Origin of the sequence: Calidithermus terrae, from assembly GCF_003574345.1 — a bacterium.
GTDB lineage: Bacteria > Deinococcota > Deinococci > Deinococcales > Thermaceae > Calidithermus > Calidithermus chliarophilus.
Genome location: NZ_QXDL01000064.1, coordinates 1 through 19,214, shown reverse-complemented (window position 1 = coordinate 19,214; position 19,214 = coordinate 1). Strand labels below are relative to the sequence as shown.

Below are 19,214 nucleotides of genomic sequence, written 5' to 3'. Positions count from 1 at the left end.
GCCTGGGGCTGGGACTCCGGCCAGACCGTCTCGGCGGGGGGCGGGGGGGTGTAGGCGGCCACGGGCTGTGGCTCCGGCTCCGGCATGGGCTCGGGCCCTGTCTCGGCTCGAGGCGGCGGGGGCGCCTGCACGGCCGCGGGCGGCGGCGAGGACTGGGTCTGGGTGCTGCGGGCGCGCACCACGTGCTCCTTGAGCGACTCGAGGAAGTTCTTGAGCTCGTCCACCTTGAAGGCCGTGAGGGGGATGTCCATCAAGGAGCCCTGGGCACCCAGCACGGCGACGGTGTTGCCCTCGCCGCGCGATATGCGCTTGATTGAGTTCAGGGGCGTGCTGCTGCCCCCCTCGTCGCTGAGAAACCACAGGTCCCTACGGGTGATGGCGATGACGCCACCCGGCCCTTCCAGGCGGGCAATCACCTCGTCCCGCACCAGTTCTGCAAGACGCGCATCGTATTTGCCCATATGTGTCAATATACACTATCGCTATGGATACACGCTTATTGCTGGGTCACCGGGGATCGCCGCGTCGGGCACGCGAAAACACCCTCGAGTCCTTCGCCCTGGCCCTCCAGGACGGCCTCGACGGCGTCGAGCTCGACGTCCAGCGCAGCCGCGACGGGGTGCTGGTGATCCACCACGACTTCGACCTGCAGGGCGTTCCCCTGGCCGGGCTGGACTGGGTCGAAATAAAGCAAAAAGCCCCCTGGATGCCCCGCCTCGAGGAGGTCTTCGAGCTCTTCGAGGCCCACCCTCAAGCCTGGATTAACCTCGAGCTCAAAAGCCAGCCGCCCACCACCGACGGGCGGGAGGCGGACCTGGCCCGGCTGCTGGGGGCCTGGGGCGGGCGCGGCCGCGCCTGGGTCTCCAGCTTCGACCCCTTAGCCCTCGTCCGCCTGCGCCGGCAGGGCCTCGACGTGCCTTTGGCCCTGCTCTACGCTCAAGAGGAGGTGCTCGAGCTGCTCCCCTGCCTGGGGGTGCAGGGCGTTCACCCCCACCACAGCCTGCTCAGCCGCGAGGAGGTCGAGCGCCTGAGGGGGCAGGGCTACTTCGTGGCGACCTGGACCGTCAACGACGCCCGCCGGGCGCGCGAACTCCTGGAGTGGGGCGTGCGCGGGGTGATCGGGGATGTGCCCGGTGAACTCAAAGCCGCGCGGGATTGACTATCCTAGGAGATGGTATGGAGGGCACCCGCTTCCGGCTGATCTTCGCCAACGACCCCGACGTGTTCCAAGAGCGCATCAACCGCTTCATCGCCGACCTCGGCGAGGACGTGGTGCTCGTCGACGTCAAGTTCTCGACGGCCGTGCAGGGCGCGCAGGTCAACTACTCAGCGCTCGTTCATTACAAGGAAGTAGAAAGCTGGAAAGACTGACTCGAGCCCGGAGCGGCGCCGCCCGCCCGTCCGGGGAGTCTGGGCATGACGTGAGGAAACCCGTATGAAAGGACTTATTCTCTCCGGTGGCAAGGGCACCCGCCTGCGCCCCCTGACCCACACCCGCGCCAAGCAGCTCATCCCCATCGCCGGCAAGCCCAACCTCTTCTACGCCCTCGAGGACCTCCTCGAGGCGGGCATCCGCGACGTCGGGGTGATCCTCAGCCCCGAGACCGGCGACGAGGTGCGCGAGGCCCTGGGCGACGGCTCGCGCTGGGGCGTCAACCTCACCTTCATCGTGCAGGAGGCCCCACTGGGCATCGCCCACGCCGTCATGACCGCGCGGGACTACCTGGGCGACAGCCCCTTCGTGCTCTACCTGGGCGACAACCTGCTCTCCGGCGGCATCCGGCACCTGGTCGAGGAGTACCAGCAGACCCAGCCCCAGGCCATCGTGCTGCTGACCGAGGTCGAAGACCCCCGCGCCTTCGGCGTGGTGGTGCTCGACGCGCAGGGCCGGGTGGTGCGCCTGGTCGAGAAGCCCAAGGAGCCCCCGTCCAATCTGGCCCTGGTGGGCGTCTACCTCTTCAGCCCCGCCATCCACGACGTCATCGCCACGCTCAAGCCCTCCGGGCGCGGGGAGTACGAGATCACCGAGGCCATCCAGGGCTTGGTCGAGCGCGGCCAGAAGGTGGTGGCCCACCAGGTGCGCGGCTACTGGAAGGACACCGGCAAGCCCGAGGACCTCCTCGACGCCAACCGCCTGGTGCTCTCCCAGGTCACCCGCCGGGTGGAGGGCGAGCTCGAGCACGCCGACGTGGTGGGCGAGGTGGTGGTCGAGCCCGGCGCCCGCATCGTGCGCTCGACCGTGCGCGGCCCCGCCTTCATCGGGGCGGGAAGCCTGGTCGAGGACAGCTTCATCGGCCCCTACAGCGCCATCGGCAAGGGCGCTAAGGTCATCGGCAGCGAGCTGGAGTACTCCATCCTCATGGACCAGGCCGAGGTGCGCCAGCTCGCCTACCGCCTCGACGCCAGCATCCTCGGCCACGGCGTGGTCGTGGACGGCCAGGGCAGCACCCGACGCCACACCCTGCAACTGGTGCTGGGCGACCGCAGCCAGGTCAAGCTGTGACGGGCCCGATCCTCATGACCGGAGGCAGCGGCCGCCTGGGCACGGCCCTGCGCGCCCTGATGCCCGAGGTCGTGGCCCCGCCCCGCGGCGAGCTCGACGTCACCGACCCCGAGAGCGTGCGGCGCGCGCTCGAGCGCCACCAGCCCAAGGTCTTCCTCCACGCGGCCGCCTACACCGACGTCGCCAGGGCCGAACAGGAGCGCGAGCAGTGCTGGGCGGTCAACGTCGGGGGAACCCGCAACGTCGTGCGGGCCCTCCAGGGCAGCGGCGTCTTCCTGGTCCACATCTCCACCGACTACGTCTTCTGGGGCGACCGCGGCAACTACCGCGAGGACGACCCCGTGGGCCCGGTGCGCAACTACTACGCCCTCTCCAAGCTCGTCGCCGAGGAGGTCGTGCGCGTCCTGCCCCAGCACCTGGTCATCCGCACCTCCTTCCGCCCCTCGCCCTGGCCCTACCCCACCGCCTTCACCGACCTCTACACCAGCCAGGACTACGTGGAAGTGATCGCCCCGGAGATCGCGCTGGCGCTGAGGGAGCTCGAGCACATCCCTTACACCACGCTGCACATCGCCACCGAGCGCAAGTCGGCCTACGAGCTGGCGGTGCGCACCCGGCCCGACGTGAGGCCTGCAAGTAGTAGAGAAGCCCCCGTGGTACTTCCTGTTGATACTTCTTTGAACTCAGCTCGGTGGGCAACGCTTAGGAGAGTTTTAGTGCTATGTTGAGCTATTTAAACAGGAGAGGAAGCTAGACCCTGTACTTCTAACCATGTTACGCTTACCGCTGGTGCGTTTTGGTGTACCCACGTAGTGGAATCCTTTTCAGGTGATCGTAGAGGTATTCGTGGCAGGCAGATCATTTAGTACAACGTCAATTGCTCGCGGTACGATCCTGAATCTTAGTGGCCAAGTGGTGCCCCTATTTGCAGGCATCGCGCTCGTGCCCCCTACAATTGCGGGTTTGGGGGTTGACCGCTTTGGCCTTCTCTCCTTAGTGTGGCTAGTTCTAGGCTACTTGGTTGTTTTTGATTTTGGCTTAGGGCGAGCCACTACCAAGCATATCGCGGAGATCTTAGGTAAGAGTGAACTCCATAGGCTCCCTACTGTTGTCTGGACATCTATTGTACTGCAGACCCTTTTTGGTACTTTTGCTGCTCTTTTACTAACCGTCAGTACTGATCAGTTGATTGGAATAATAAAAATTCCCCCTCACCTTCTAGAAGAGGCCAAGCTGGCTTTCAATATTGTGGCTTGGATTGTACCTGTAATGTTTTTATCAAGTGCCTTTTCTGGTATCTTGGAGGCTCAATATCGCTTTGATTTGGTAAATCTGGTTAGAGTTCCAAGCAATACCCTGATGTTTGTTATCCCGTGGGTTGGTGCAATATCTGGCTATAACTTGACTCATATTGTTCTTGGGATATGGATACTCCGGGTCGCTAGTTTGGGTGCGTTTGCTACTCTAGCCATAAAGAGCCTTCCTCTACTCCGATCAGTGAAAATTTCCTTTAACGAAGCCCCCCGGCTTTTAAAGTTCGGTGGCTGGGTGATGATTGGCGGTCTTATCACACCATTCCTTCTGCAGCTTGAACGAGTATTAATCTCTGCTTTAGATGGTGTTGAAGTACTAGCCTACTATACTGCGCCCTATGAGGTCGTAACACGCCTTTGGATGTTCCCGGTAAGCCTCATGATGACGATATTCCCCGCATTTAGCACTCTGGCAAGCCGTTCGGACTGGCGGGCTATTGGCGAGATATACTCGGCATCGTTCAAATATATCTTCCTCATATTAGGTGTGGTTGTAGTGGGACTAGGGATTTATGCAAAGGAAATAATTCTGCTATGGCTCGGACCGGAGTTCGCGGCTTCAAGTAGCGTAGTTTTTCAGATTCTGCTCGTAGGTATCCTGTTTCATGCCCTAGGCCATATTCCTTATTCATTGTTCCAAGGAGTGGGGAGGCCCGACATTCCGACAAAGCTGTATGCCCTAGAACTTCCGCCATATATAGTGGTTGCATGGTATTTGGTAGATAACTACGGTATTTTAGGCGCTGCTTTTGCTTGGTCGGCCCGAGTCGCTCTGGAGACATTATTTCTGCTCTTTTTTGCCGTGCGAGCCGGCTTTGTAAGCCAGCGGTGGTGGAAACAAGCCCGAGTCCTAGAGATAGGGATCCTTTTGTTAATACTTACCCTTTTGGGGAGCCTAATAACCATTATTAGGTCGTCGGACTTAGCTCTCTGGATAAAGGTGGCCCTTTTGGTTACAGAGCTGACTGTCTTTGTAGCTGTGGGGTGGAACGTTGTGTTAACGGCGGCGGAGCGAGCAGCGATTTGTACAAGGTTCCGCCAGTGGAAATATCTTCGACGCCCTAACGATGTTTAGGAGGGTTATCAAATGAAGCGCCCACATGCCTACGTGATTAGTCTGAAGTTCTCGCCAGTTCATAAGACCCTTAGTTTTGCGTTTGGCAAGCAATTGTCTCACGTAGAGGGTACTCCAGTATGCTATTTGCTTTCCCACGCGTATGAATGGTTGATCAGTGGCCCTATAGAGTCTAATTCTTTTATTCGATACTTCGGTTATTCCAACTCTGTCAGGTCAATGCTTATTGACTTTGTAGCATTCTTATTATGGCGATGGCTAGCTCTTTGGCAGTTATTCAAGGATAATCCACCTATTTGCGTCTATTTTCAAAACCCTCATCCCCTTAATCCTTTAGTAGCCCTTCTGGCAAAAGTTATTAACCGTCAATGCAAGGTTGTTGTATATATCCATGAGGTAACAAGCTACGGGGTTCAGCGCGGCTTTATAGCACTGTATATGAGGCTTGTAGCTTTGGTTCAAAGAATATTGTTGCGGCTTACAGATGATGTTGTGGTGTCTTCAGAGTCTGTAAAGGAAGTATTGTGTCAAGTATACCCAGGCTACCAGAAACCAATACACATCGTCCCACTCCTGTTTGAGGACTTCTCAAAGCAGACGGCTGAGCCTCGGCAATATCTGACATACCTAGGAAGGGTAGATGACAATAGGGGGATCCAGATATTTTTGGATTTTGCCAACTATTGTGCTGCAATAAGCTTTGATATTAAGTTCCAAATTGTGACCCGTGATGATATTTCGATATACTTGGCAACCCTTTCTGATGAAGCCAAGGAACGTTTGTTGGTGATCAATCAACCAGAGATATCCGATGCAACAATTGCAGAGGCGCTCCAACGCAGTATTGCTTGCATGATCCTGTATAAGTACGAAATAATGCAAAGTGGTGTGCCGCCAGTTGCCTACATGAATGGGACTCCCGTGCTTGTAAGCTCAGTAAGGGGACTGATGGAGGATGTAATTCCTAACCAAACGGGTGTGATCGTACATTCCAATCCTAGAATGGAGGATCTTCTCGAAGGGGTTAAATTCATACGTGCGAATATTGAGGCCATGTCGGGTCATTGCAGGCAACTTTTCCTTGATAAATTTAGTGAGGCTAACTGGTCCCGTTACTATGGCTGGCTGCTCGATCAGCTTAAGGGAAAACGGTAATGATCGATGTGCTTAGAAGCATCAGGCTAAACCACCTCTTTTTGGCTGGGGTTTTCCTAACTCTGCTGCTTAGCGGCATTACTCGTTTTGAGCCCGCTCCTTACGATATACTACTCCTTTTAGTCTGGTCATTTGGTTTAACAGTAGGTGTTTGGAGGTTCCCATTACCATTGAAAGCTGATCTGCCTACAGTCATAGCCCTCATAGGTACAGGCTTACTGATTGTCTTTGTGCTTATAAATGTTGTTAATATCGCCATTGCTTCTAAGTCGATTCACAGTGTTATATACGGAGGAGTCACGATCTATCTTGTCCTTACTGCCATTTTCTTTTGGGGAACTTTGTATACCTATGGCCTTAGAGGATTAAAGGTTATAACTCATGGCTACTTGATTGCGGCGGTAATGTCAGCGCTTGTAGGGATAGTGGGCAGCTTTGGTTTTCAGCCATTTTATGAATTATTTACTACTTTTGGTGGACGTGCCACGGCCCTATTTAAAGATCCGAATGTGTTATCCCCGTTCTTGGCACCAATTGCTTTGTATGCATTCCTACAAGCTATCTATAGTCGGCGGACCTCACACAAGGTGGCGTGGCTCGGGGCCTTCATTGTCCTTGCTATGGGGGTGCTCCTGAGCTACTCTAGGGCTGGGTGGCTCAATCTTGGGTTGTCGTTCACACTCTTTATCTTGTTGTCTGGCTTGGTTGTTCAGCGTCCCCAGATAGTGGTGCTAGTATTTGGCTTATTCATTTTAACGGTGTCGGTTGTCTCTTTGAATCCGTACTTAAAGTCGTTTATACTGAGCCGCTTTGGCTTAGCATCCTATGATATAGATCGATTCTCGAACCAGCAATTGGCGTTGGAGCTTGCTCTTGAGAACCCGGCTGGCCTGGGCCCAGGTCAAGCTGAAAGTGTACTGGATTTCGCAGTCCACAATTTATATCTTCGTGTCCTGCTAGAAAATGGTTGGGTTGGGCTATTGGTTCTTCTACTAGTATTTTCTTTGACCATCAGCTTTGTCACCTGGAGGGCTATCACCAAGAGGGGCAGCGCGAAAATGTATTATGCCTTTGTGGCAGCCGCGCTAGTTGGCCAGATGATCAATAGCCTGATTATTGATAGTCTGCACTGGCGCCATCTCTTTCTGTTGTTAGCTCTCGCATGGGTCAAGGATGAAACGGCTACTTTACTTGATAACTCGCGCTGAGACCGGAGGAGCCCAGATCCATGTGTTGGAGCTTCTTAAAGGTTTGCAGAAATGTTTTGACCTCCATTTGGGGGTAGGAGGTGAGGGGTTTTTAACCTCAGAAGCTCGGAAACTGGGTGTGAGTGTACATCTACTACCTAGTTTGATTCAGCCCTTGCATCCCAAGAAGGACTTAGCCGCTGTCCATCAGGTTATTGCATTGCTTAAAAAGGTCCAACCCAGTCTCGTACACCTTCACTCCTCGAAGGCAGGACTGGTGGGTCGATTGGCCGCACGAGCAGCATGTGTGCCGGCAGTATTTACTGCTCATGGCTTCGCCTTTACGGATGGAGTTTCATGGCGGCGTAAGCTAGTGGCGCTGCCCAGTGAGTGGCTAGCTGCGCGGCTTGGGGGGCACATTATTGCGGTTTCTCGCTACGACTATGACCTCGCGCAGCATTATCGCGTCGCCGCTCCTAGTCAGATGACCCTAGTATATAATGGCATCCCTGACGTTCCCTATCGGGGAATGCCAGAGCAGGGTGAGATGGTACGGGTGGTCATGGTGGCCCGCTTTGCCCCACCTAAGGATCATGCCCTCCTCTTAAAAGCACTTGAAGAGCTCAAGAACCTGGACTGGGAATTGGAGCTAATTGGAGATGGCCCTCTGCAACCACTTGTACAGGCTGAAGCAGTGCGGTTGGGCCTTGAGAATCGAGTTCGCTTCGCAGGTGCTTGCACAGACGTAGCTAAACGACTCGCGCAGGCACAAGTATTTGTTCTCATTTCTAACTATGAGGGCCTACCGCTCTCAATTCTTGAAGCTATGCGGGCTGGGCTGCCTGTAATTGCTAGTAAAGTTGGGGGGGTTGCTGAGGCCGTGGTAGATGGCGAAACAGGTTTCTTGGCTCCGAGAGGAGATGCACAAGCTTTGAGAATCCGGCTTGCCCAACTAATAGGGGATTCACAGCTTCGAATGCAGATGGGACTAGCAGGACGTACACGCTATGAAACTTATTTTACTCTTGAGCAGATGCTCGAGAAGACCCTGGCGGTGTACGAGAAAATGCTGAAGAGGGAAGTAAGCTGAGGAGGTTATGCAGGTGTTGATGCCGCCCCCAGCCCTGAGAGTCTTTAGCTTATTTACCGCTTCTGATTTACTGTGGCACGGGGCTGGAATCGTGGCGTGCCTGTTGGCGGGTTCATTGTTGGGATGGTACAGCCACCGATTCTGGATCATTGGCACGGATTCGTATGGCATGGTAGGTCTGATCGTCTTCAGCTACGTTGGATCGGTCCTCTCGTCCCGCCGTGTACTGAGCTTTGCTAAGACAGACCTTTTGACGGCTGCTTTCGTCTCTATACTGTTTTGGTTTCTTTTAACCTCAGCAGTTTTGGTGCTTTCCAAGTGGTACTTCTCCCGCACCTATTTGCTAGGGGCTTTCATGGTGGCGTTTCTCTGGCAAGCCCTGCAGCTGTGGCTACAGAAGCCTGATCGTTACCACTTAGCCCTGATACCAGGCGGCTTAGCGGATGCGCTGCCAGGTTTGGGCAACATTGACTGGCAGATCTTAGACACCCCTCGCTTCGTGCAGGTTCAGGCGGTGGTGATGGACCCTTATCACACCAGCGATCCTCGATGGCTGCGCTTCGTTGCAGAGCAGTCTTTACGCGGCATTCCCTTACTACATGCGGCGGCAGTATATGAGGGACTCACAGGGCGGGTTTCGCTCAAGCACCACTCTGAGACTTTCCTGGAAGGTTGGCGCTTACCTACGCTCTATCCACATATAAAGCGCTTGATGGATATATGCGTCGTGCTTTTCTCGCTGCCTCTTAGTCTACCCCTTATGTTGTTGGTGGCGCTGCTGGTTCGCCTGGATTCAAGAGGCCCGGTACTCTTCTGGCAAGAGCGCATCGGTCAGGGTGGAACCCCTTTCAGGATGGTCAAATTCCGTACGATGCGAGTAGACGCCGAGAAGGAGGGATCGCGTTTCGCACAAAGCGGTGATAATCGTATCACTCGCGTGGGTCGCACCCTGCGAAAGTTTCGTTTAGATGAGCTACCCCAGTTTTGGAACGTACTCCGTGGGGAAATGAGTATTGTTGGACCACGCCCCGAGCAGGCTGGGTTCGCCGAGCAGTTCAGTAAGCAGATACCTTTATACCCCTATCGGCACATGGTAAAGCCTGGCCTTACTGGTTGGGCACAGGTTCACCATGGGTACGCGGCAGGTACTGATGAAACTATGGAGAAACTTACCTATGACTTGTACTATGTAAAACACCTTTCGCTATGGCTGGATTTACTTATCGTGTTCAAGACTCTTCGTACTATTCTTACCGGCTTCGGAGCGCGCTAAAGTTAAAATGGGCTAGCCTCCTCTGTCCCGAGTATTCTGAGACAAGCTTTCTAGCAACTTCCTCGTATGGTTTAGCAGGGATAACTCCTTGCATAACGCAACTTTGGGGTCCCTCAACGACCGGTGCACCTAATCTCCTAACCAGGTAAACTAGCCCGGTGTGGCGTGCTGCTTTTAATTTGCTATTGGCAATTCATCCCCTAGTGGGCGGTCCACTATTTGCTCCCTTGGGAATCCAGAAGTTTTCTTGGCGCGCTGACCCTTGGTTAAGGGTCTTTCTTGGAGGAAGCGGCCTATTCGCCTTGGGACAAATAGACGCTGGTGTGGATGTGGCGGGCTCTACTTTAGGACAAGGACTATTGGGATGGTTGGTTTTACGAGCGGGACAGCTTATAGGACCTCACCCCACTTATGCGATCGGCATCACAGGAGTTGGGGTTTGGGCTTTTTGCCGATGGTTTGCGGAGCTTGAGACTCACCCGTGGTATCGCGAGCAACTCTGGAGCTACAACCCGAACGGTCTAGGTGCTTGGATGGCTCTTGGTGGTGCGCTTTCGGTTCTATTAGTGCGCCCAGGCTGGCTAGGGGCATTGGGGTTTGTGGGAGCTGGATTGGGTTTGTGGGCTTCTGGAAGCAGGGCGGCACTTCTAGGGTTACTGCTCGCGGGCGGGCTGGCTTTTGCCTTAAGGTTGCCCCGCTTCTGGAGGGTAGTGTTAGGACTAGGAATAGTAGTGGCGTTGGTGGCTAGTTTGAGCGGCAGGTTCGATCTGGGACGTTTTGGCACTGTGCTAGATCTTTCTTACCGCACCAGCCAGCAACGCCTTGAGATCTGGCGGATAGCCCTTGAGGCCTTTCGTGAACACCCTATTAGCGGGGTGGTATCTCTTGCAGAGTATTCCAGCAATCACCTAAGCGAGCGAGCTCGTGAATTATCGATTACAGAGATCAGTCATGCCCATAACCTCTTTTTGCAGGCTCTAGCTGAGGGGGGAATACTCGGGGGATTGGGGGCTTTCTTTTGGGTAGCCGGGGCAACTTGGCTACTGCTGCACTTACGGGCATGGAAAGGGCTAGCTCTGTTGGGAGTAGTCGTGATACTCAACTTAGCGGATTACACGTTCTTTAACGCAGGGGTCTACTACCCCCTTTGGATTGGCTTAGCCTGGAGCATAAGCTGCTCATCACCCTCGGTGAATTCCAACTTTGACCGACCTGATCCACTTAGGTGAAGTTGCACGGGGTTGAGCCGCTCTCCCTTTTCCATCGTTGACTCCTGTTGGCTACAGGTTTGGTCGGTAGATGTGCAGCACGCGTCGCCCTTACAGAGTACGATGTGATGGCCAAAAATAAAGGGTCAAGACTAGCTGAGGCTGGTGAATGACAGGGAAAAACAAGTACGCCTACCGTCCGAAGATTTCTGAAGCCAGGTTTCGGGAATTGGTGCGGCTATTTGCTATAGATCTGGATGCCAGTCAGATTGCTGAGATGGCCCGGCTCGACCACAACACAGTCAACTGCTATCTACGCCCGATTCGCCAACGCGTCGCCGAGTCCTGCGAGGCCGGATCTCCCTTCAGCGCTGAGGGGGAGGTGGATGAGTTGTACCTCGGGCCTCGGCGGGTCAGGGGGTAGGCGGGGCCGTGGAGCGCTGGGCAAGGCCACCGTCTCCGGGCTGATCAAGCGCCAGGGTAAGGCCTACGCCCAGATTGTCCCTGACGCGAAGAAAGCCACCTTACAGGCCATCATCCGAGGTGGGGTAGACCCCGACTCGGTGATCTATTCCGACGGCTTCAGGGGTTACGACGGCCTGGTGGACGTGGGCTACGATAAGCACTTCAGGGTCAGGCACGAGGAGGACCGGTTCGTGGACGGCAAGGCCCACGTCAACGGCGTCGAGGGCTTCTGGGGCGTGGCGAGAACCCGGCTGGCCAAGCTCCGGGGCCTACCTACCCAAACACCCCTTCTACCTCCGCCTCGAGAGACCGGGTTCCGCTTCAACCACGGCGGCCGAGACCTCGGCCGCCTAACCCTTCAGCTAGTCCTAACCCAAACTAAAATATCGAACCTACGTGAATTCGACATTAGGGAGATAGCTGCCACCTCATTGTGTAGAATGCACGCGTGAGCGTGGAACCTTACAACCAAAGCGGTGAGCTATCACTGCGCGATTTATACCTTGTGTTGAGGCGTCGCCGGAACCTGATCCTCGGCCTCACCCTGGGTGCAGCCATCCTGGTTTTTGCAGTGAGTCAAGTGTGGCCAGAGATCTATAGCAGCAAGGTAGTTGTGAGCCTCTCTCTTACTAATCAGTCGAGCCAGTCAGGGGTGCTGAATAACCTTCCGTCATTAGCAGGCCTGGCCCAGGGCTTTGTGGATCTTCAAAGCACCACGCTGCTGGCGAAAGACCTGGGGGTCGCTCAACCTCCTGAGGTTTACGGTGCTCGCTTCGATGAGAAGAAGGGCCTCCTTAACCTCAGCGCGAAAGGGGGAACCCCCGGCGAGGCGCGTCAGCGGGCGGAGCGCATCGTACAGGTGGCGACGGACTACCTTAAGAGCCGCATGGCCGAGGGGGCGGCCTCCAACATCCGGGCCCTGCTGGCGCAGACGCAGCTCGACCTCGAGTCCGCCCGGGAGAGCCTCAAGCGTATTCAGGCCGAGCTGAAGAACCTCTCGGCCGAGGGCCGCTCGGACGCGGCCATCGCGGCGGCCCTGGAGGCCCGGCAGGTGGGCCCGGAGACGGCGCGCAGCTCGAGCCCCGCCTTCACCAGCCTGAGCCTCGACGAGTCGCGCCTGCGCTCGACCGTGGCGCAGCTCCAGGCCCGGATCGACACCCTGACCCCCTTGCTCGACAAGCCGGAGCAGCTCAGCCAGTTGGTGGGGCAGGCCCTGCAGGTGCAGGTGCTGGTGCCTCCGGCGGAGCCCTTGCGCCCGGTCTCGCCGCGTCCGCTGCTCTACACGGCCATCGCGGGCGTGCTGGGCTTGCTCGTGGGCGTGTTCGGGGCTTTCCTGGCGGAGGCGCTGGCCCCGCCCCAGGCGGGTGGGGTGAGGCAGCGGGACACCCAGGTGGTGGCGGGGACTAAATGAGGCGGTGGGTTTTGATGGCCCTGCTGGGCCTGCTCGGCCTGGGGCTGGCCCAGGTGGTGCAGACGGCGAACTTCTTCGGGATCACCGCTTCGCAGTCCCGGGCGGCCGCTACCCCTGGGGCCTGGCGGTATACGGTCGGGCCGCGCACGGCCGAGGCCCGGGCCTTCTGGTCCGGGGCGGTGGCGCAGTGGCAGGCCATCCTCCAACGGGGTGGGCGGGTGGAGCTCGGGGCGTACGCGCTGCGCCTCGAGGGCGACCGACTCCGCCTCGAGCCCCACTGCGCCACGCCTAACCCCTCCTGCTTCACCCGGGTGGCGGTCTCGAGTGCCCTCCCGGCCTGGCAGCAGGACGCCCTGCTGCTGGACTTCTCCAACGCCCTGGTGCAGGCTTTGGCCGAGGCCGGCAAGCGGGCCAAGCCCTACCCGGCGACGGTGACCGTCTCCAAGCTGGTGCGGGTGCAGCTCAACTCGGACGGGACCCGCTCGGCGGAGCCCAGCGGGTGGAAGCTGCCGAAGCTCGAGGCCCGCTAGGTGAACAGCGAGGAGACCGACTCGCCCCGGTGGGTGCGCCAGATGGCCTCGGCGAAGAGCGGGCCCACCGAGAGGGTCTGCAGCTTGGGGCTGGGCTGGCCCTTGTAGAGGCAGGTGTTGGTGGCGGCGACCTCGACGATGGGGCTCCTCTCGATGCGCTCGATGGCGGGGCCGACGTAGACCCCGTGGGTGAAGGCCGCGTAGACGGCCTCGGCCCCGTTCTGCTTGAGCACGTCCACGGCCTGCACCAGCGTGCCGGCGGTGGAGACCTCGTCGTCGATGATGAGGGCGGTCTTTTCCTTGACGTCGCCGACGAGGCCCCTCGAGGTCACCTCGGTGTCGGAGAGGCGCTGCTTGTCGATGAAGGCCAGGGGCAGGGCCAGGCGGCGGGCCAGGGCGCTGGCGCGCTTGAGGTCGCCGGCGTCGGGGGCGACGATGACGGCGTTCTCGAGCTGGTCCACGCGGGTGGCGAAGTAGTTGGCGATGACCAGCTCGGCCGAGAGGTGGTCGACGGGGATCTTGAAGAAGCCGTGGACCTGGGCGGAGTGCAGGGTCATGGTGAGCACCCGGTCGGCCCCGGCGGTCTGGATCAGGTCGGCGACCAGGCGCGCGGTGATGGAGATGCGGGGGGCGTCCTTCTTGTCCGAGCGGGCGTAGGCGTAGTAGGGGATGACGGCGGTGACGCGGGCCGCGCTGCTGCTCTTGGCCGCGTCGATCATCATCAGCAGCTCGACCAGGTGGTCCTGCACCGGCGGCGTGAGGGACTGGATGATGAACACGTCGCCCTCGCGCAGGCTCTGTTCGTAGCGCACGAAGAGGCAGTCGTTGGCGAAGCGCTCGGTGCTGCTCTTGCCCAAAGGAACGCCCAGGTTGTCGGCGATTTCCTGGGCCAGCGGGACGTTGGACTGTCCGCTAAAGATCATGAGGGGGCGATCCATAACCGCCCAAAAGCATACCCCGCCGAAAGCCTGACGTCGAACGCCGATGGCCGAAGGCCCAGAGGCCAGCCCCAAGGCTCGCGGCTCGTGGCCTGTGGCGTGTGGGAAATCCCTCCCCGCCGGCGTCGAGGGCGTCTTGCGTCTTGCGTTTGGCTTTTCGCGTACGGCGCAGGACGTACGACGCACGGCCCGCGCCCGGCGTCCGGCGATCGGCTATGGGCTATCGGCGTTTGACATCCGGCGCCCGACCGCTAAAGCCTGTCCATCTCCGTCTGCAAAGCCGTGGTCACCTCCGGCCCGTGCTCGTGCAGGTAGACGTTGATCTCGCTGCGCAGGCCGAAGGGGCCGGGGTAGACGCCGGGCTCGACGGTGAAGGCGAGGCCGGGGATGAGGGGGCGGGTGTCGTGGGTCTCGAGGTCGTCGAGGTGGGTGCCGTTGCCGTGGGCGGCGTCCCAGCCCAGGTTGTGGCCGGTGCGGTGGAGCACGTGCTCGGCGTAGCCCGCCGCCACCAGCACCTCGCGGGCCTCGCGGTCGACCTCGTAGCCCCGGGGGTGCCGCCCCGTGGCGTAGGCTTTGCGCACGTAGTCCACGGCCTTGTCGCGGGAGGCCATCACCACGCGGAAGGCGTCCTGGACCTCGTCGGAAACGTTCCAGCCGGCCATCCAGGTGATGTCGGCGTAGGGGCCGGAGGGCTCCTTGGCCCAGATGTCGAACAGCACCACCTGGCCGCTGTCGAGGCGGCTGGCGCCGGGGGAGTGGTGCGGGTTGGCGGCGTTGGGCCCGAAGCTCACGTTGGCGTCGTGGTCCCAGACCAGGCCGTGCGCGTGCAGCACCTTGAGGATCTCGGCCTGCACCTCGAGCTCGCTGGGGGGGACCGGGTCGCTGAGGCGCGAGCGGATGTACTCCAGCCCGCGGTCCTTGGCGGCCTCGAGGCCCCGCGCCGCGCGGCGGTGGGAGGCCAGGGCCTCGGCGTCCCAGGTCTGGAACTGCAAGAGCAGCTCGGCCGAGGAGACGATCTCCAGGCCCATGCCGCGCAGCAGCTCGAGGGTGCCGCCGTCGAGGCGCGAGAGGTAGGGGATGCCCCCGCCGGGGTGGTACTCCATCGCCACCCGCCCGAGCGGGGCGACGTGGGCCTGGAGGGCGCCGACGAAGCTCGACCAGCTCGAGTACACCACCCAGCGCCCCGGCAGGGCCGGGAAGTTGGCCCTCTCGATGGCGTGGACGATGAACACGGGATCCCCCTCCGCCGGGATGAGGTAGGCGAAGCGGCGCGAGAGGTGCAGCCCGCGCAGCCCCAGCGTCTCCAGCGCCAGGGGGTTGTTGCCGAAGAAGCCGTAGAGCAGCCAGCCGGGCAGTCCGGCCTTCCGCAGGGCGTGTTGGGCCTTGGCGATGTCCACGGGGTTAGTCTAAAACGCCGGGCGTCGAACGCCCAACGCCGGGTGCGGGTCGTGCGTCGTACGTCCTACGCGAGACGCCAAACGCAAAACGCAGAACGTGGGTCGTGCGTCGTACGTCCTACGCCATACGCCAGACGCAAAACGCATGACGTAGGGGGGGTCCCCGTGCCCGCCCTTTCCTATAGCCACTATCGACACCCAACGCGGTGCGTCCCGTCACGTTTGCCCCCCTTTCGTGTGCTAACCTCTTGATCAGGAGCAGTTGCCGCCCCGCCGTGGGCTTTTGCCCACAAAGCGGGGAATCCTCGAGAGCAAAAGGCAATGGAGGTGCTGGGATGGTTCAGGAACAGGCTGTGCTTTCGATCACCCCACTGGCCGCCGAGCGGGCGCGGGAGATTCTGACCCGCTACAACAAGCCCAACGCGGCCATCCGGGTGTTCATCAAATCGGGCGGGTGCAGCGGCTACCAGTACGGCATGGCCGTGGACGAGCGCGAGCTCGAGGGCGACACCGTGACCGAGATGCACGGGGTGCGCCTGGTCGTTGACCGCATGTCGCTGCCCTTGTTGGCGGGCTCGCAGGTGGACTGGGTGGAGAACCTGATGGGCGGCGGGTTTAGCGTGAACAACCCCAACGCCACCTCCTCCTGCGGCTGCGGCCACTCCTTCCGCACCGACGGGGCCAAGGCCCCCGAGGGCGAGGGCAGCGGCGGGTGCTGCAGCGCCTGAGGCTTCGGGCCCTCTTGCCGACCCTCCGGGGTCGGCTTTTTCATCCTGCGTGCCTCGCCGGGGCTCGGGTATGGTGGGGGCGATGCACAACCGCCTTTATTCGTGGATCTCCCTCCCCCTGCTCTCGGGCCTGCTCAGCCTCAACCTCTTCCCCAGCAGCTTCTGGCGCTGGCAGAGCGGGAGCACGGGCGAGCAGGTGCAATTCGGGGTGCGCCTCGAGGCCAATCTGCTGGCCGGGTGGTACGAGCTCAGGGGCCGCGGCTACGCCGCCTTCGGCAGCGCGGTGCAGGCCGGCGTCGAGGAGGTCTACCTGCTCGTGCCCATCGAGGAATTCCGCCTGAGCCTGGGCAAACAGGCGGTGTACGCCACCCCTTACAGCCGCACGCCGTGGGGCGACGAGGGCCAGTGGGGTGTGTACGGCCAGTACCGCCTGGGCGAGCGGATACGCCTCGAGGCCGCCTACGTCGAGGGCCAGGCGTACGTGGGCGGGCGCTTCAGCGGGTTGGAGGCAGGCACCTGGGTCTCGCCCGCGGGCCTCACCCCGCGCGTGGGGTTCAGCGGCGAGCCGGGCGAGCTCTACTACCAGTGGAACACCGGCTTATGGGGCCGCCTGCGCTGGCCGCTGGACGGGGCGAGCACCCTCGAGGCCTGGGGCTGGTGGAACCCCGGGGAGGACCTGGCCTCGAAGCTGCTCCTCGGCCTGTCGTACCGCCTCGAGCCCCACCTCAAGATCGGGGCCGACGCCTCATGGCGCCCGGTCGAAGCCTGGCGGCTGTGGCTCGAGCTGACGATTCCATGAGGTGAGCGGCAGGCAGGCGCTTAGCCCGTGGTTTGTTGAGGGTCGAGGGCCGAGGGCCAAGGCGTCTTGCGTTTTGCGTTAGGCGTACGACGTAGGACGTAGGACGCACGACCCGCTCCCGGCTACCGGCTATCAGCCATTCCAAGGCGTATACCCCGCGTGCACGAAGTAGAGCCCCTGGGGCGGGGCCGTGGGCCCGGCGTCCTTGCGGGTGCCGTGCTCGAGCAGGCGCGGGATGTCGCTGGAGTCGCGCTTGCCCAGCCCCACCTCGACCAGCGTGCCCACCATGCTGCGCACCTGGCCGCGCACGAAGCCGCTGCCGACGAACTCGAGCCAGATCTCCTGAGCCGAGCGGCCCTCCAGCGGCGTGACCACGGTGAGGTGGGCGCGGTAGATCCGGCGCACCGTGCCGCGCTCCTCCTTGATGGCGAAGGCCCGGAAGTCGTGCTCGCCCTCGAGCGCCTCGAGGGCGTGCCGCATCGCGACGAGGTTGAGGGCCTGGGGGATCCACCACACCCGGTGGCGCTCGAGGCCCGGCGCCATGGGGCGCTGCAGGATGCGGTAGCGGTAGCAGCGCCAGTGGCAGCTCTTGCGGGCGTGGAAGTCGGGCCCGACCTCCTCCGCGCTCAGGGCCCGCAGGTCGGGGGGGAGGAGGGCGTTGAGGGCGTAGGGGATCTTGGGCGCGGGGATGGAGTCGGCGGTGTCGTAGTGGAAGGGCATCGCCAGGGCGTGCACCCCGGCGTCGGTACGCCCGGCGGCCACCACCTTGGGGACGGCGCCCGGGATGCGGGCGAGGGCGGCCTCGAGCACGGCCTGGACGGTGCGCTCCCCCCGGGCCTGGGTCTGAAGCCCCGCGAAGTGGGTGCCGTCGTACTCGACGCTCAGGCAGATGCGCCGCGTCCCGGAGGGCGCGACGGCCTCAGTCTCGAGCTGTTCCAGCGGGTCCAGCACGGCTATCAAGACTACGCTATTGTACCGTCTCGCGTCCGTACGTCGTACGTCGTACGCCTGAAGGCAGAGGCGCCCCGCCGGGGATCGCGGCCAGGGGGGCGGACGCTTCTCGCCCCTGGCGTTGAGCTACCGGCTATCGGCCTTAGGCCAAGCTTCTCCCCCGCTCCGACCGACCACCACCGCCGGGTCGCGCGCCTCGAGCCGCACTTTGTCCCCGGGGCGGCAGGGGCAGTGGGGGTCGGCCTGCACCACGTAGTCGCGGCCCGCCAGCCGGACGCGGTAGGTGAGGTCGTGGCCCTTGAACTCCCGGCTCACCACCACCCCCTCGCCGCCGGGCTCGAGCGCCAGGGCCTCGGGGCGCAGCGACAGCAGCACGGGGCCGACCGCGCCCTCGCTCAGCCGGACCGGGCCCAGCGGGGTCTCGGCCTCGATGCCGTGGGCCTCGCCGGGGATCAGGTTGGTGCGGCCCAGGAACTGGGCGACGAAGGGGGTGCGGGGGCGGGCGTAGACCTCCTCGGGGGTGCCGACCTGCTCGAGGCTCCCCGCCCGCATCACCGCCAGGCGCTCGGCGAAGGAGAGGGCTTCTTCCTGGTCGTGCGTCACCAGCACCGCGCCGATGCCCGAGCGCTTGAGCAGCTCGCGCACCTCGTCGCGCGTGGCCTGGCGCAGCCCGGCGTCGAGGCTGCTGAAGGGCTCGTCGAGCAGCACCACCTTGGGGCCGGGCGCGATGGCGCGGGCCAGCGCCACCCGCTGCTGCTGCCCGCCCGAGAGCTCGTGGGGACGGCGGTCGCGGAAGACGGTGAGGCCCACCAGGCTCAGCACCTCCTCGACCCGCTCGCGACGGCGGGCCGGGCTGAGGTTGCGCAGCCCGAAGGCCACGTTCTCGAAGACGCTGAGGTGGGGGAAGAGGGCGTAGTCCTGGAAGACGAAGCCGATGCCGCGCTTCTCGGGCGGGCGGTGGGTCAGGTTCTCCTCGCCCAGCCAGACCTGCCCGCCGTCGGGGCGCTCGAAGCCGGCGATGAGCCGCAGGGTGGTGGTCTTGCCGCAGCCCGAAGGGCCCAGCAGGGCGAAGATCTCGCCGGGGGCCACCCCGAAGCTCACGCGGTCCACGACCGCGGGGATCGAGGGGTGGAAGCGCTTGGTCAGCCCTTCGACGCGCAGGACGGGCTCGAGGGCCTGGGCGGGGGTCTG

General features: G+C 61.2%; 18 protein-coding genes and 2 pseudogenes. 15 read left to right on the top strand and 5 right to left on the bottom strand.

The window, feature by feature from the left end:
• A pseudogene (locus Mterra_RS09165) lies at nucleotides 1-461 on the bottom strand (hypothetical protein); the annotation flags it as partial.
• Between the two features lie 23 nt (nucleotides 462-484).
• Here Mterra_RS09165 and Mterra_RS09160 point away from each other — a divergent pair.
• From Mterra_RS09160 to Mterra_RS09105, 13 genes and pseudogenes are all read left to right on the top strand, one after another.
• Nucleotides 485-1,159, top strand: a complete 675-nt coding sequence (locus tag Mterra_RS09160; RefSeq protein ID WP_119314927.1) for a glycerophosphodiester phosphodiesterase — start codon at nucleotides 485-487, stop codon at nucleotides 1,157-1,159.
• A 17-nt stretch (nucleotides 1,160-1,176) separates the two neighbouring features.
• The gene (locus Mterra_RS09155; RefSeq protein ID WP_119314926.1) at nucleotides 1,177-1,371 is read left to right on the top strand and encodes a hypothetical protein; all 195 of its coding nucleotides are present in this window, start codon (nucleotides 1,177-1,179) and stop codon (nucleotides 1,369-1,371) included.
• 64 nt (nucleotides 1,372-1,435) lie between these two features.
• Entirely contained in the window at nucleotides 1,436-2,503 is a 1,068-nt protein-coding gene (locus Mterra_RS09150) for a glucose-1-phosphate thymidylyltransferase (protein ID WP_119314925.1), read from the top strand.
• A gap of 14 nt (nucleotides 2,504-2,517) precedes the next feature.
• Nucleotides 2,518-3,231, top strand: a complete 714-nt coding sequence (locus tag Mterra_RS09145) for an SDR family oxidoreductase (protein WP_119314924.1) — start codon at nucleotides 2,518-2,520, stop codon at nucleotides 3,229-3,231.
• Between the two features lie 100 nt (nucleotides 3,232-3,331).
• Nucleotides 3,332-4,891, top strand: a complete 1,560-nt coding sequence (locus Mterra_RS09140) for a flippase (protein ID WP_119314923.1) — start codon at nucleotides 3,332-3,334, stop codon at nucleotides 4,889-4,891.
• Nucleotides 4,892-4,903: 12 nt separating this feature from the next.
• On the top strand, nucleotides 4,904-6,046 hold the full coding sequence (locus Mterra_RS09135; protein WP_119314922.1) for a glycosyltransferase: 1,143 nt from the start codon (nucleotides 4,904-4,906) through the stop codon (nucleotides 6,044-6,046).
• Nucleotides 6,046-7,254 (top strand): O-antigen ligase family protein, encoded by a 1,209-nt coding sequence (locus Mterra_RS21875; protein ID WP_147372628.1) that lies wholly within the window; start codon nucleotides 6,046-6,048, stop codon nucleotides 7,252-7,254. The genes Mterra_RS09135 and Mterra_RS21875 overlap by 1 nt, the downstream gene beginning before the upstream one ends.
• Nucleotides 7,220-8,323 (top strand): glycosyltransferase family 4 protein, encoded by a 1,104-nt coding sequence (locus Mterra_RS09130; RefSeq protein ID WP_119314921.1) that lies wholly within the window; start codon nucleotides 7,220-7,222, stop codon nucleotides 8,321-8,323. The genes Mterra_RS21875 and Mterra_RS09130 overlap by 35 nt, the downstream gene beginning before the upstream one ends.
• A gap of 7 nt (nucleotides 8,324-8,330) precedes the next feature.
• Nucleotides 8,331-9,596: an exopolysaccharide biosynthesis polyprenyl glycosylphosphotransferase gene (locus Mterra_RS09125; RefSeq protein ID WP_119314920.1), complete on the top strand. Its 1,266-nt coding sequence runs from the start codon at nucleotides 8,331-8,333 to the stop codon at nucleotides 9,594-9,596.
• Nucleotides 9,597-10,129: 533 nt separating this feature from the next.
• Nucleotides 10,130-10,825, top strand: coding sequence for an O-antigen ligase family protein (locus Mterra_RS23650; RefSeq protein WP_119314919.1), 696 nt, complete (start codon nucleotides 10,130-10,132; stop codon nucleotides 10,823-10,825).
• Between the two features lie 148 nt (nucleotides 10,826-10,973).
• A pseudogene (locus Mterra_RS09115) lies at nucleotides 10,974-11,598 on the top strand (IS1595 family transposase); the annotation flags it as partial.
• A gap of 119 nt (nucleotides 11,599-11,717) precedes the next feature.
• A complete protein-coding gene (locus tag Mterra_RS09110; protein WP_119314918.1) occupies nucleotides 11,718-12,680 on the top strand; it encodes a Wzz/FepE/Etk N-terminal domain-containing protein in 963 nt (320 codons plus the stop codon).
• Nucleotides 12,677-13,210 (top strand): hypothetical protein, encoded by a 534-nt coding sequence (locus Mterra_RS09105; protein WP_119314917.1) that lies wholly within the window; start codon nucleotides 12,677-12,679, stop codon nucleotides 13,208-13,210. The genes Mterra_RS09110 and Mterra_RS09105 overlap by 4 nt, the downstream gene beginning before the upstream one ends.
• On the opposite strand, the gene Mterra_RS09100 is transcribed toward Mterra_RS09105, so the two are convergent.
• Both Mterra_RS09100 and Mterra_RS09095 read right to left on the bottom strand, forming a co-directional pair.
• Nucleotides 13,207-14,148, bottom strand: coding sequence for a ribose-phosphate diphosphokinase (locus tag Mterra_RS09100; protein WP_119314916.1), 942 nt, complete (start codon nucleotides 14,146-14,148; stop codon nucleotides 13,207-13,209). The genes Mterra_RS09105 and Mterra_RS09100 overlap by 4 nt on opposite strands.
• A gap of 251 nt (nucleotides 14,149-14,399) precedes the next feature.
• On the bottom strand, nucleotides 14,400-15,545 hold the full coding sequence (locus Mterra_RS09095) for a M24 family metallopeptidase (RefSeq protein WP_119314915.1): 1,146 nt from the start codon (nucleotides 15,543-15,545) through the stop codon (nucleotides 14,400-14,402).
• 335 nt (nucleotides 15,546-15,880) lie between these two features.
• Between Mterra_RS09095 and Mterra_RS09090 the strand changes: the two genes are divergently transcribed.
• Nucleotides 15,881-16,273: a HesB/IscA family protein gene (locus Mterra_RS09090; protein ID WP_119314914.1), complete on the top strand. Its 393-nt coding sequence runs from the start codon at nucleotides 15,881-15,883 to the stop codon at nucleotides 16,271-16,273.
• Between the two features lie 82 nt (nucleotides 16,274-16,355).
• Nucleotides 16,356-17,072, top strand: coding sequence for a hypothetical protein (locus Mterra_RS09085; protein WP_119314913.1), 717 nt, complete (start codon nucleotides 16,356-16,358; stop codon nucleotides 17,070-17,072).
• Between the two features lie 132 nt (nucleotides 17,073-17,204).
• Here the strand turns inward: Mterra_RS09085 and truA are convergent, their stop codons facing one another.
• Nucleotides 17,205-18,023: a tRNA pseudouridine(38-40) synthase TruA gene (gene truA, locus Mterra_RS09080; RefSeq protein WP_119314912.1), complete on the bottom strand. Its 819-nt coding sequence runs from the start codon at nucleotides 18,021-18,023 to the stop codon at nucleotides 17,205-17,207.
• 126 nt (nucleotides 18,024-18,149) lie between these two features.
• Nucleotides 18,150-19,184 (bottom strand): ABC transporter ATP-binding protein, encoded by a 1,035-nt coding sequence (locus Mterra_RS09075; protein ID WP_119314928.1) that lies wholly within the window; start codon nucleotides 19,182-19,184, stop codon nucleotides 18,150-18,152.
• Nucleotides 19,185-19,214 lie beyond the last annotated feature (30 nt).

What these genes read in the sequence shown, in the direction of transcription:
- Mterra_RS09160 (WP_119314927.1), top strand. Translation starts at nt 485, where the DNA reads ATGGATACACGCTTATTGCTGGGTCACCGGGGATCGCCGCGTCGGGCA.
- Mterra_RS09155 (WP_119314926.1), top strand. Translation starts at nt 1,177, where the DNA reads ATGGAGGGCACCCGCTTCCGGCTGATCTTCGCCAACGACCCCGACGTG.
- Mterra_RS09150 (WP_119314925.1), top strand. Translation starts at nt 1,436, where the DNA reads ATGAAAGGACTTATTCTCTCCGGTGGCAAGGGCACCCGCCTGCGCCCC.
- Mterra_RS09145 (WP_119314924.1), top strand. Translation starts at nt 2,518, where the DNA reads ATGACCGGAGGCAGCGGCCGCCTGGGCACGGCCCTGCGCGCCCTGATG.
- Mterra_RS09135 (WP_119314922.1), top strand. Translation starts at nt 4,904, where the DNA reads ATGAAGCGCCCACATGCCTACGTGATTAGTCTGAAGTTCTCGCCAGTT.
- Mterra_RS21875 (WP_147372628.1), top strand. Translation starts at nt 6,046, where the DNA reads ATGATCGATGTGCTTAGAAGCATCAGGCTAAACCACCTCTTTTTGGCT.
- Mterra_RS09130 (WP_119314921.1), top strand. Translation starts at nt 7,220, where the DNA reads ATGAAACGGCTACTTTACTTGATAACTCGCGCTGAGACCGGAGGAGCC.
- Mterra_RS09125 (WP_119314920.1), top strand. Translation starts at nt 8,331, where the DNA reads ATGCAGGTGTTGATGCCGCCCCCAGCCCTGAGAGTCTTTAGCTTATTT.
- Mterra_RS23650 (WP_119314919.1), top strand. Translation starts at nt 10,130, where the DNA reads ATGGCTCTTGGTGGTGCGCTTTCGGTTCTATTAGTGCGCCCAGGCTGG.
- Mterra_RS09105 (WP_119314917.1), top strand. Translation starts at nt 12,677, where the DNA reads ATGAGGCGGTGGGTTTTGATGGCCCTGCTGGGCCTGCTCGGCCTGGGG.
- Mterra_RS09100 (WP_119314916.1), bottom strand. Translation starts at nt 14,148, where the DNA reads ATGGATCGCCCCCTCATGATCTTTAGCGGACAGTCCAACGTCCCGCTG.
- Mterra_RS09090 (WP_119314914.1), top strand. Translation starts at nt 15,881, where the DNA reads ATGGTTCAGGAACAGGCTGTGCTTTCGATCACCCCACTGGCCGCCGAG.
- Mterra_RS09085 (WP_119314913.1), top strand. Translation starts at nt 16,356, where the DNA reads ATGCACAACCGCCTTTATTCGTGGATCTCCCTCCCCCTGCTCTCGGGC.